This window comes from Streptomyces sp. ADI95-16 (genome assembly GCF_003721495.1).
Lineage (GTDB): Bacteria > Actinomycetota > Actinomycetes > Streptomycetales > Streptomycetaceae > Streptomyces > Streptomyces goshikiensis.
On sequence record NZ_CP033582.1, the window covers coordinates 113,732 to 124,662 of the forward strand.

General features: G+C 68.5%; 11 protein-coding genes and 1 pseudogene. 4 read left to right on the plus strand and 8 right to left on the minus strand.

Annotated elements, in window-relative coordinates:
- Window positions 1–18 precede the first annotated feature (18 nt).
- Entirely contained in the window at window positions 19–1,500 is a 1,482-nt protein-coding gene (locus EES41_RS37410) for an alpha/beta hydrolase (RefSeq protein WP_367995816.1), read from the plus strand.
- 873 nt (window positions 1,501–2,373) lie between these two features.
- On the opposite strand, the gene EES41_RS37415 is transcribed toward EES41_RS37410, so the two are convergent.
- From EES41_RS37415 to EES41_RS37435, 5 genes are all read right to left on the minus strand, one after another.
- A complete protein-coding gene (locus EES41_RS37415) occupies window positions 2,374–2,937 on the minus strand; it encodes a hypothetical protein (RefSeq protein WP_164496178.1) in 564 nt (187 codons plus the stop codon).
- Window positions 2,938–3,259: 322 nt separating this feature from the next.
- Entirely contained in the window at window positions 3,260–3,811 is a 552-nt protein-coding gene (locus EES41_RS37420) for a GNAT family N-acetyltransferase (RefSeq protein ID WP_123083017.1), read from the minus strand.
- 66 nt (window positions 3,812–3,877) lie between these two features.
- Entirely contained in the window at window positions 3,878–4,858 is a 981-nt protein-coding gene (locus EES41_RS37425) for a hypothetical protein (RefSeq protein ID WP_123083018.1), read from the minus strand.
- Window positions 4,858–5,550, minus strand: coding sequence for a hypothetical protein (locus EES41_RS37430; protein ID WP_123083019.1), 693 nt, complete (start codon window positions 5,548–5,550; stop codon window positions 4,858–4,860). Before EES41_RS37430 ends, EES41_RS37425 begins: the two co-directional genes overlap by 1 nt.
- A 564-nt stretch (window positions 5,551–6,114) precedes the next feature.
- A complete protein-coding gene (locus tag EES41_RS37435; protein ID WP_123083020.1) occupies window positions 6,115–6,336 on the minus strand; it encodes a hypothetical protein in 222 nt (73 codons plus the stop codon).
- A gap of 9 nt (window positions 6,337–6,345) precedes the next feature.
- Between EES41_RS37435 and EES41_RS42505 the strand changes: the two genes are divergently transcribed.
- Window positions 6,346–6,642, plus strand: coding sequence for a hypothetical protein (locus tag EES41_RS42505; protein WP_123083021.1), 297 nt, complete (start codon window positions 6,346–6,348; stop codon window positions 6,640–6,642).
- Between the two features lie 305 nt (window positions 6,643–6,947).
- The gene (locus tag EES41_RS37445; protein WP_123083022.1) at window positions 6,948–7,901 is read left to right on the plus strand and encodes a pentapeptide repeat-containing protein; all 954 of its coding nucleotides are present in this window, start codon (window positions 6,948–6,950) and stop codon (window positions 7,899–7,901) included.
- 894 nt (window positions 7,902–8,795) lie between these two features.
- Here the strand turns inward: EES41_RS37445 and EES41_RS43490 are convergent.
- Window positions 8,796–8,926: pseudogene (locus EES41_RS43490) on the minus strand (IS982 family transposase); the annotation flags it as partial.
- Between the two features lie 70 nt (window positions 8,927–8,996).
- On the opposite strand from EES41_RS43490, the gene EES41_RS37460 reads away from it, so the two are divergent.
- Entirely contained in the window at window positions 8,997–9,386 is a 390-nt protein-coding gene (locus EES41_RS37460) for a hypothetical protein (RefSeq protein ID WP_123083023.1), read from the plus strand.
- Window positions 9,387–9,563: 177 nt separating this feature from the next.
- Here the strand turns inward: EES41_RS37460 and EES41_RS37465 are convergent, their stop codons facing one another.
- Window positions 9,564–10,331, minus strand: a complete 768-nt coding sequence (locus EES41_RS37465) for a transposase (RefSeq protein ID WP_123083024.1) — start codon at window positions 10,329–10,331, stop codon at window positions 9,564–9,566.
- 42 nt (window positions 10,332–10,373) lie between these two features.
- Window positions 10,374–10,793, minus strand: a complete 420-nt coding sequence (locus tag EES41_RS37470; RefSeq protein WP_254211856.1) for a hypothetical protein — start codon at window positions 10,791–10,793, stop codon at window positions 10,374–10,376.
- Window positions 10,794–10,931: the final 138 nt, after the last annotated feature.

Consider the following 10,931-nt stretch of genomic DNA (forward strand, 5'->3'; position numbering starts at 1 on the left):
GTTCTTGCCGCGGCGGCCTTGCCTGCAGGCGCGGCGAGCGCCGCCGCACCGGCCGGCGCACCTCCGGTACCGGACCGCTACCGCAGTCAGCAGCTCGACTGGCAGCCGTGTACGGGCACCGCGTCGCTGGAGTGCGCCGCGATGTCGGTCCCGCGCGACTGGTACCACCCCGACAAGGCAGCGAGCCTCACCGTCGAGGTGTCCCGGCACCGGGCCACGGACCCCGCAGCACGGCGCGGCGTCCTGATGATGGCGGCCGGCGGCCCCGGCGCCTCGGGCCTGCCCCGGCCCGCGCGGCTGGCCACGTACTCGCCCAAGCTGGCGGCGGCGTACGACATCGTGAGCTTCGACCAGCGCGGCGTAGGCGCCAGTACGAACGTGATCTGCGCGGACCAGGACAAGGTCGACGCCCTGTTCGGCAGCGGCGACCTGCGCGACCGGTCCGACCAGGCGGTCCGTCAGACCCTGGAGCGGACACGGGACTTCGTACAGGACTGCAAGCGCAACTCGGGCGATCTACTGCCGTACATCACCACCGACCAGGCCGTGCACGACATGGACCTGTACCGCTCGCTGCTCGGAGCGGAGAAGGTCTCCTACTACGGCCCGTCGTACGCCTCCTTCCTCGGCGCCTACTACGCGACCGAGTTCCCGAGCCGGGTCGACCGGGTCGTCCTCGACAGCAATGTGGACTTCACCGGCAGCTGGCAGTCCTTCCTGACCGGCCAGCCGCTGAGCTTCCAGCGCCGGTTCGAGCAGGACTTCCTGCCGTGGCTCGCGAAGAACGACGCCACCTACCACCAGGGCAGCACCCCCGAGGAGGCCAAGGCGAGCTACGAGCGGCTGCGCGGCCAGCTCCACGACCACCCGCTGAACCTCAACGGGACCGTCATCACGCCCAACCACCTCGACGCCGCCACGACCAGCCTGATCTACAGCGGCAAGAGCTTCCCCGACCTGGCGATGGCCCTGGGCGTCCTGGAACACCCGGACAGCGCGCCGCCGGCCGCCCGTCAGGCCATCGCGCAGAACCTCAAGCACCCGATGGGTGCCGGGTTCGCCGCCGACTTCTTCTCCGTCACCTGCTCGGACACACCGTGGACCCGCGACACCGGGTACTGGGTGAGGAAGAGCGCCACGGACACCCGTACGAACCCGATGGCCGGAGCGCGGGAGCTCACGTTCGCATCAATCTGCGCGCAGTGGCCGAAGTCCAAGGCGCCGCACGTCAACGTCACGGGTGAGGGGCTGCCGCCCGTCCTGATGCTCAACTCGACGCACGACCCGGCGACGCACTACGAGGGCGCGGTGCGGGCCCACCGGGGGCTCAAGGGATCGCGACTGATCACCGTCCACGGCGGTGACCACGGCCAGTACCAGGCGGGCAACGCGTGCGTGGACGCCTATGTGGACGGCTTCCTCGTCGACGGCCGGATACCGGCCGCAGACGCCGAGTGCGAGGGGAACCCCCTGCCGGACCCGGCGGCGCCGCGGAGCTGACTGGTCAGACACCCGTGTCGTTTGGTGTCAGGCGGCATGGAGGTTGACCGCCGTCCGCCTGGCCGTGGAGGGTGACGGTCTGTCCGTCGCCGGTCATCGCGGCCGGTGGATGCGAGGCGGGTATGCCACTCCGACGCGGGCCGCGGGCGAGCGCATCCTGCGGCCCCGTGGCCGACACAGCCTAGGAGTGGGCGTCGGCCAGCACGCCGGACGGGGCGGCTAGGGGCCCACTCACTCGCGGACGGGTGACGCCGGCCGTGACGATGGCTCGGATCAGGCGGGCCCCGCAGCCGGCGCCGGTTCACCACCGCGGCCCGGCCCACCCGAGCCATTCGCCCCACCTCCGCCAGGCCGCCAGAGGCACCCGCAGCCTTTCGTGGACACGCTGCCGCGCTGACGGCGATCCGCGCCGCCGGCGTCCCACCGGTCGGGGGTGGGGCGCCAGGTGTGGCGTCGCCGAGACGACGACCGTGATCCAGTGCTCGGCCGGCCGGTGAACCAATCCGGTCGTCCGTGCGCCGCGAATCACCTGCGAAAGGGTTGAGGAGGTGCGCTCGATGGGACGAACAATTTGAAGTGCTCATGGCGCAGGCACGGGCAGAAGCACGCCGGATCATATTCTCGGCACCGCCCTCGGATGACGACGCGGAATACGCCTTCCACACCCAGCACGCGGAATTCGGAGCGCCCGCCCACTGAGGACCGTACGGCTGTACCTACGGTCGGTCGATTGCTCGTGCCACTCCAGCAGTCGAAGAGCTGCAGGTAGGAGCAGCCGCTCTGCTTCACCGCGCCGTTGACCTCCAGGCCACACACCCGGCTTTTCCAGATCCGCCTGCAAGACCAGCCCCAATACGGGCGAAACCGGCAACGTCAGTTGTCGTAGGTGAGGCGCAAGATGACCGGGTCGCTGGAGTCCCGAGTGGTGAACCTCGCCTGCCCCGTCACCAGGACGCCGCCCTTGGCCTTGAGCTTGAAGCCCAGGGTCCAGTCCTTGTCGGCCCGTGACGCCGAGGTGATCTCCAGCGTCGAGGGGATGGCCAGCCCGTTCCGCGAGACGGCACGCAGCACCGTGTCGGTATCGGCCTTCGACAGTTCCCGATGGTGCACCCGGGCGGTCCCGTCGAAACGATCGCCGGCGCCGGGGTCCGTGATGGGCGAAAGAGGACTGTAGGTGAAGCCGTCCAGTTCCCAGGCACCACCGGGGAACCAGCGCTCCGCTCCCGGGTGGCCCGGATCACCGGCCAACGTCAGGAAGGAGACAAGCTGCTCACGCAAGGCCGCGGCCTCGGGTGACAGTGACGCCATCGCCCTCGGGGTACCGGTTGAAGCCGGGACACCCACGAGCGGCACCGGCGCCTGCGCCGGTGCGAAGACAGTCTTACCGACGACAAACAGGCCAAAAGCGCCCAAGACGCAGCCGAAGAGGATTCCCACGGCTTTCCCGCCACGCTTCATCTCGTGCCTACGCCCCCGGCTCACCCAGCCACCCGGAACACACTCAATCCCCGGCCGGGAACACACATAACTTGCGCAGCCTATAGACAGCTGTGACGAGCCGCTACCGGCCAGGGCGGCGCTCCTGATCGCCGCGCGCCGGCGGCTTGGCGCGACCATCGTCCTGGTCCTGACAACTTGAACCGTCATAAGGCCGGCGAATGAGGGCCTTCATCGGCTCTCAGGACTGGATCGCCGCCTACCGCCCGCCGCCTTACATGCCTGGCGGAGGTGGAACCCCGATCGGTGGTCGAGTACGCGCTCATCCAGAGCGCGGGACCGGGGACCACGCGCCGAACCACTGCTGGGCGCCGAACTCCTCGAACCGCTCCATCTCGGTGAAGCCCAGTTTCTCCGCGACACGTACCGAGCGGTCGTTGGCCACCTGGGTGCAGAGCACCACCGGCTCGCTGGGAAACGCGTCGGCGAACCAGCCGAGCGCCGCCGCGCATGCCTCATGGGCGTACCCGCGTCCCCATGCCTCCGGCAGGAGCATGTAGCTGAGCTCGGCCTCCCCGGCGGCATCAGGGCGGACGTGCCCCGGACGCTGCGCGTCCCGGCGGTCGAGCGTGACGATGCCGATCATCGCCCCGTCGTGCTCGACCACCAGCACGCCAGGGCGCCGCCCGGGCACTTCGGGCACCGCACTCTCAAGTTCAGCACGTGGTCGGGGGCCACCGAGGTACGTCCGCACCTCCGACGAGGCGAACAGGTCGATGTACGCCGCACGGTCGCGGGCCTCGGACTCGCGCAGCACGAGCCGCTCGGTCCGCAACGGGGCGGGCGGCCAGACAACGGGTCCAAGCTCAGCCATGACAGGCAACCTACCGGCTCTCCCCCGCCGGCATCACGCCTTCAACCCTGAGGGGCTCTTTCGGTTTCAGGACGCGGGGGGTTCGCATCCGTGTCGCTTCGCCGACGCGGCCGCGAAGGTGGGGAACGCCTTGCGGGCCTCGGCGGAGGGTTCCGCTCCGGGGAGGAGGGCTTCCATCGTGAACAGGGCCTCCCCCGTGGGGCAGGCCGCCGTCGTCCAGGACTTGCCCGAGGTGGTTCCCGAGGGGGCCGTGTAGTCGTCCGGGCTCCTGGACGGGTCATGCCGCGGGGCGTTGGGGTAGGGGCCGTAGTAGGCGGCGAGCCGGAAGGTCGGTTCGCCCGCCGCGCCGGCGAGGAGGCACTGCTCGATGGGCGCGGAAGCGTAGGACTCCGTCTCGTAGCTCGGGAGACCCGTGTCCCGGCACGTGCCCGTCGCCGCACCGGCCTTCTTCAGGTCCGTGAACGCGCCGGAAGGCATCTGGGGCTTGTCGGCGTGTGCCGGCTCGCACCCTTTCGCGGCCGCGGCCTGCTTCAGTGCCCGGGTCACCAGTGCCGCCAGCCCCTCCCGCCGCTCCTCCAGGGTGCCACCGCCCTTGGCCCGCACGGCGGTCATGCCGACGACGAGATCGTCCCCGGCCGACTCGTTGCCGCAGGGCAGCAGGGCGGTCGCGTACGTCTCTCCGCCACCGCCGACCCCCACGAGGGCGAGCCAGCCTCCGCCCACCGGTACGAGGAGCGACTCCGGGTCCTTCGCAAGGATCTGCCGGGCGTGCTGCACCACCGAGCCGGGGGCGCTCCCGCGCTCCACCGTCACCGACGCCTTGCCGCCGGGATCGAAGGCGCGGCAGCCGAGGCCGCCCAGGCTCCGCCCGCGCACCCGTTCGGCGCCGAGGAGCTGCTTCACCTCGGCCGCGTCCACCATCTCCCCGCAGCCGTCGGCCAGCGCACGGCCGTCACGCCATGTGTCGAACACCCCGGTCGCGTACACGACCCCGCCTCCTGCCGCCAGGACTGCGGCGGCTGCGGCAACGGCGATGGACTTCTTCATCAGGACAGTCCCCTGTGCAGGTCGGCGAGTGCTTGATTGCGCGAGGCGCTGTAGTGGAGGTCCGACTGGTCCCGCAGATAGTTGACGACGCTGTCCGTCATCGGGTCCCTTCCGCGGCTGCCGGCCCACTGGTTGATCAGATCGTGGGAGCCCTGCGCCTTGGCCCCCATCTCCTTGGCGACGCCGACGTTCGCGATCTGGTCGGCCTCCGCCTTGACGTCCTTCGACCATTCGTAGGTGGCCGCGTCCACCATGCGCTGGGCGGTGTCCCCGATGCCCGGGATGAGCGTCAGGGGTGCGCCGACTCCGTGGTAGGAGTAGCGGGCCACGTCATCGATCCAGGCTTTCTTGGAGTCCCTCTGGTCGAGAACCACGTCGGCCCCGATCGCGTTGAAGACACCTGAGCCCATGCCGACGTCCGCGGTCCGGTTCTCCCAGTCCTTGTCGCTGCCGTAGGAGGCGCTCGCCCCGTCGAGCGTGCGAGCGGCCTGGGCGCGTTCGGCGTCGTACAGGTTCGCGAAGTTCTCCGGGTTGTCGCAGACACCTCGCAGGACCCGGGTGAGGGAGTCCTGGGCGACATTCAGGTGGCCTCCGTCGCCGTCCTGGAGCACCTGACCGCCCGACACGTGCGCGTACCGGGGGTCGTGGGTCAGTGTGTTGTGGGTGTCCGGGACATAGTCGACAGGTGCCACTCCATCACCGGCTCGGCAGCCCGCCCGTGCTCGCGGCACCAGCCGACCGGGACGACGCCGCCGCAGTCGTCGCTTACACACGCACTCCGGCCCCGGGCCGGCGTACGCAACCCCGTGACGGACCACACCGCCCCCCGACCCCTGCGAGACAGCGCCCCTCAGGCCCACCGGCCAGAACAGTGTCACCCACCACCCCCACCATTCCCTCTCAGCCGCTACCTCGACCAGCCCACTCCTCCTCCCCCTCTCCCCCACCTCGTCCCCTTTTCTCTTCTCAGCCCTCTCCCCCGTCCTCACGCCTCCTTTCAAGCCGCTCACGCCCCCTCAGCCCTTTCGCCACTCCCTACCCCCTCCTACCTATAAGTCTGGCTAGTCACCGGCTGCGATTCAGCGTCTGACCAGGCACGATGCCGTAAGGACACGGAAACCGGCTCCCCCCATCTCTCCCCCCACCTCTCCCCTGACCTCACCCCCCATCTCTCCCCCCTTCTTTCACCCCCGTGGTCACACCCGCCAAGCCCAGCGACCGCGCACCCACGGCAGCCCGGCCCGGGTCCAGCGCGCCTACTCGTATTGGTGTGGCTGCCCGCCCTGCCATGCGATGACTTCGGAATCACCAAGGACGAGCTCGTCCGGACCCGGGATGTCGATGCGCCGCAGGAACTCGATCAGATCCGCATCGGAAAACGCCACCCCGAGGACCGTGTCGACACCGCGGATCCGGATCACGACCCGCCGACCGCCGGCCGGGGAGATCCGGTGCACCAGGATCGGCGCATACTCCATACCCCCAGCGTGCGACAGGACACGGCCCGCAGCATCCGGGCGATCCGGTTCAACCTGACGCGCGCCCTATCCGAGACCACGGGCAGGAAGCGGAGCCCGCCATCGTCGTCGACGGCGGTGACGTACTCGTGCTCCCGCTCGGAAAGGGAGGCGGCGATCTGGTCGCTGCGCCGGGCGGTCCAGCGGATCAGCTCGTGCGGCACCCCGGCAATCTCCATGACCGGTAGGCGGCTGGCGGCGACGATGCGCGGCTCGGTCGCCACCCTCAGCGCCTCGCAGACCTCAGCGGCCACGGTGTCGTTGTAGGCCGCAGCCGACGCTCCACCCCCTGTGGTCGCCGGCGTTGGCTGCGTAGGCGAATTTTGAGAAACGTCTGTTGGTCAGCCGATACGAACGCCTCGTTCCACATAATGGCAATGTCGCCGAGTTCTGAGAACACGTGAGGCTTGCGCCAGACTTGGTTGTGTTCTGGGCGGTGGCGGGCTCCGAGTACGCAGGTCGTGCTGTGCAGGCGGGAGTGGCAAGGCTGGGTGAGCGACGCACGGGTGAATCTGTTCTCGTACGGGTCTGTCCTGCTGGGAGGCGTTCGACCTCGGGCTAGGGTGACCGCCATGACGACGCTGACCAGTGCGGTAGGCAGTGTCCGACTGATTCTTGCCGCGAGCTTGTCTCCTCAGGGGCAAGGGGAGACCTCGGGCGCCCCCTGGTGGGCGGTCCCGGCGGCCACTCTCATTGGCGGCATGATTGCGTGGTTCGCGGCCTGGTCCTCCTCCAGGCAACTGCGCCGTAGTGCTCAGGAGGAACTGCACCACGAGCAGGCTCGGCTGCTGAACGAGCAATTTGCCATGGCCGCCGGGCTGCTGGGACATGAAGAGCCCGCCTGCCGCCTGGCCGGCGTCCATGCGATGGCCGGTCTGGCGGATGACTGGGCGGAACGCGCACGCCGACAGATCTGCATCGATGTGCTGTGCGCGTACCTGCGCATGCCCTATCCGGCCGAGCCGTCCGAGTCGGCTTCGGTCCAGGAACGGCTGGCCTGGCAGGCCGACCGCGAGGTTCGACACACGGTGATCCGCGTCATCCGCGATCATCTGAACCCGCGAATCAGTGGGACCGCAGCCTCCTGGGAGGGCTACGACTTCGACTTCACCGGCACAGTCTTCGACGGCGGCAGTTTCCGCGGAGCCCGCTTCACGGGCGGATACGTGAGCTTCCGTCGTGCCGAGTTCACCGGCGGCTTGCTGAGCTTTCGCCATGCCGTGTTCGCCGGCGGCAACGTGAGCTTCGACAGAGCGACATTCGCAGCCAGCAGGGTGGGCTTCCAGGCTGCCGTGTTCATCGGCGGCAACGTGTCCTTCGACTATGCGACGTTCGCCGGCGGGTACGTGACCTTCCGCGGCGTGGAGTTCACCGGCGGCACAGTGAGCTTCCGCGGCACCAAATTCACCGGCGGCTCGGTGAACTTGCAAGGGGCCGGGTCATGGACGGCGCCACCGATCTTCGATGATGGCGTAATGGCATGCCCACCAGCGGGTCTACTGCTGCCGAAGTCCGTCGAATCGTGAGGCGGGCTACTCAAGCTCACCCCCAGTGACACACTTGCCCCTTCGCGACCGTTGTCTGGGCCCGCAGGGCGCGCCTTGACACGTAATCCCGTGCTGCCCCAGCGTCAGCGGCTGCGCGCGACTGACAACGCCAGTCTGTCCGACACGCCGGAACAGTGCTCTCAAAAACTCGCCAACATTTCAGCTGCCAGTTACGCGCCACTGTTCTCCCCAGTCGACTACAAGCGCTCCCCGTTCTCGCCTCCGCAGCCGCTGGCGTCCATCGCCCGCCACGAGACACCGGCTTCTGAACAAAAAAGGGCCGAGCAGCGGTACATCCCGCCAGGCGGGAACAGCGGCCCGACTCTCTTTCCAGGCCCTTCAGGCTGAGGCGGCCCCGCACCGGGAGCGAATGTCATCGCTCTCCGGGCCCTGCCGCCACGCACCGGTGACTCACCGATTCGGTCACCGCTCACCAGCCCGTACGCACCGGTGAGTCACCAATTCACTCACCACCCACAGAGCCGCACTCACCGATGACTCACCACCCGCCGTGCCGCACCTACCGGAACTCACCACCGGACGCCGAGCACGATCCAGCCCACCGGTGACCGAGATCACCGCACACGCCCTTCTATACCCCGCCCTCCGGCCCGCGCCGGAGGGCTTCGCGCTTCCTGGAGGAGACCAGCATGCCAACCTTCGAGACCCCCCGCTTCACCACCGACCTCCAGCACCTCACCCCCGCCCAACGCCGGCGCTTCCGTCGCGTCGTCCTGGGCACCTTCTTGCCCGACCTACGCTCCCCCGGCTGCCAGTTCCGCCCCGGGTTACGGATCAAGGGTGTCCGGCGCGCATCCGGCGCCTTCGAGCTCGCCTGGGATGGCGACGGCCGGGCCACCTGGTCCTACAGGCGTCCGCATCACTCAGGCGGGGTGCAATGCACGGCCGGCTGGGCGCCACGGCGCCAGCTCGGGATACTCCTTCAGCATGTCGTCGGTCGCCGCATAGAGTGCTGTCGCGAGGGTGTCCACGTCGTTCGTCAGAAAACGATCTTGGACACCCTCGTTCTCGTCTCCGCAGGCACCCCTTGGACCACACCACCAGGAGGAACCAGTGTCATACCCGCACCTTCTCACCCCCGAGGAGAAGCTCGCCGACGCGAAGAAGCTGTTGAGCCTCCCGCGTATCGTCGTGATCTGCGGCTCCACCCGCTTCATGACCGAGATGACCGAGGCCGATCTGTGGGAGACCAAAGCCGGCAAGATTGTCGTCAAACCGGGCTGTGACATGAAGTCGCCGCACGAACTTGGGTCCGATCCCGTCGAGGCCGAGGCGCTGAAGGTTCGACTCGGCGAACTGCACCGAGCGAAGATCCGGCTCGCTGATGAGGTGCTCGTAGTCGGCAACTACATCGGAGACAGCACCCGAGCCGAAATCGCCTACGCCCGGTCACTGGGCAGGCCCGTGCGGTTCACGCACCCCCAAGTCGACCCTGACGCCTGACCCTATCGCGGTGATTTCGGCCGCCGCCCACCCCACACCCTCCGCGGGCATACCTTGGAATTGATCATCCATCCCCACGGCCCCGCAGCCGGGGTGGCAGCGTGATCGACTAAGGGCTGTCCCGTAACGATCTCGGAGTTGGTGGTGGAGGGGTCGGTCGCCGCGCCGCCCCTGTGCTTAGCCCGCGAGGGCGAGGTTGTGCAGTCGGGCGATGCCGAGCATCGCGTGATGAACACCGTCGCCTTTGAGTCGGCAGTCGCGCAGGATCTTCCAGCTCTTCATGCGGGCGAAGGTGTGCTCGACGCGGGCCCGGACCTGCTTGTGGGAGTGGTTGTGTGCCTCTTTCCAGGCCGGGAGTTCCTCGCCTTTGCGCCGGCGGTGCGGGATGACCAGTCCGGTGCCTTGGTAGCCGCCGTCTGCGATGGTCATCGTTTGGCCGACGGCGGCCTTGGCGCCGGATTCTTCCCAGCCGCGGGAGTCGTGCCGGTTTCCTGGCAGGGGCCGCCCGACCATGACGACCAGGCGGGTGTCGGCGTCGATGACTACCTGATGGGCTGTTGAGTAGCGGTAGTTCTTCGACTGCTCGGCCACCGAATGGTCGCGGGTGGGCACCAGGGTGCCATCCACGATCAGCACGCTGCCTTTGCGGAACCGCTGGCGCGGCTGCAGCGCGAGCAACGGCCCGAGGTGATCGATGATCCGGTCCGCCGCGGACTTCGAGATGCCGAACAGCGGAGCGATCTGGCGCATCGTCAAGTTCGTCCGCCAGTAGGCCGTGACAAGCAGAATGCGATCCTCAAGTGGGAGCCCCCAGGGCCGCCCACGCTGAAGGTCGGCAGCGGTCTCGCGTCGCACGGCGGTCACCAGCCTGCCGAAGCAGCGCGGGCTCAGCCCGGTGAAGGGGCCTATCCAGGACGGCACCGACGCCGTGATCACTGCAGTCACACCAAGATCGTTTCACCTGGAGTCGACCGGGATGGGTATGGGTCAAGTACGGAGCCCGAGGTGCCGGTCCAGCTGACTGCGCAGACGCGCAGAAGCCCCACGGAGAGTCCCGAGTTGTCGCAGTTCTGCCGCCGCGAGTTCCGTCCGCCCAGCCAGCGCGAGCACAGCGGCATAGGGCCGTTCGCCTTCGGCGAGCTTCGCCGCCACGGCATCACGGATGCCTCGCAGTACTGCGTGGTCCGCGCTCGGATGCTCCGCCAGCAGGAGAAGGAGCCTGTTGTCGTTCCAGGCACTGTCTTGCGCCGTGCTCAGTTGCAGCAGAGTGCCAGGCGCCGTGGAGGGATTGGCGGCCAGCGCCTGCCATACGAAGGGGTACGGACACCGCGCGAGTCGATGCAGTACGGCGCTGTCGCTCTCGGCATGAGCCAGTTCGAGGTAGTCAGCAGGCGTGTGCACGGACATGGCCCCAGGATCGTCGGGGCGATCATCCTGCCATCAGGGCCCAGTCGCCCGTGCGCGGGGGCTCTGCCGCAACCGGTCGAAGATCGCTTACGAGACAACCCATAGGGGAGGCGGGGAGTTGGCGAAATATCGACCATT

Coding starts and splice junctions, on each gene's coding strand:
- EES41_RS37420 (WP_123083017.1), bottom strand. CDS start 3,811: ATGGCTGAGCTTGGACCCGTTGTCTGGCCGCCCGCCCCGTTGCGGACC.
- EES41_RS37425 (WP_123083018.1), bottom strand. CDS start 4,858: ATGAAGAAGTCCATCGCCGTTGCCGCAGCCGCCGCAGTCCTGGCGGCA.
- EES41_RS37435 (WP_123083020.1), bottom strand. CDS start 6,336: ATGGAGTATGCGCCGATCCTGGTGCACCGGATCTCCCCGGCCGGCGGT.
- EES41_RS37445 (WP_123083022.1), top strand. CDS start 6,948: ATGACGACGCTGACCAGTGCGGTAGGCAGTGTCCGACTGATTCTTGCC.
- EES41_RS37470 (WP_254211856.1), bottom strand. CDS start 10,793: ATGTCCGTGCACACGCCTGCTGACTACCTCGAACTGGCTCATGCCGAG.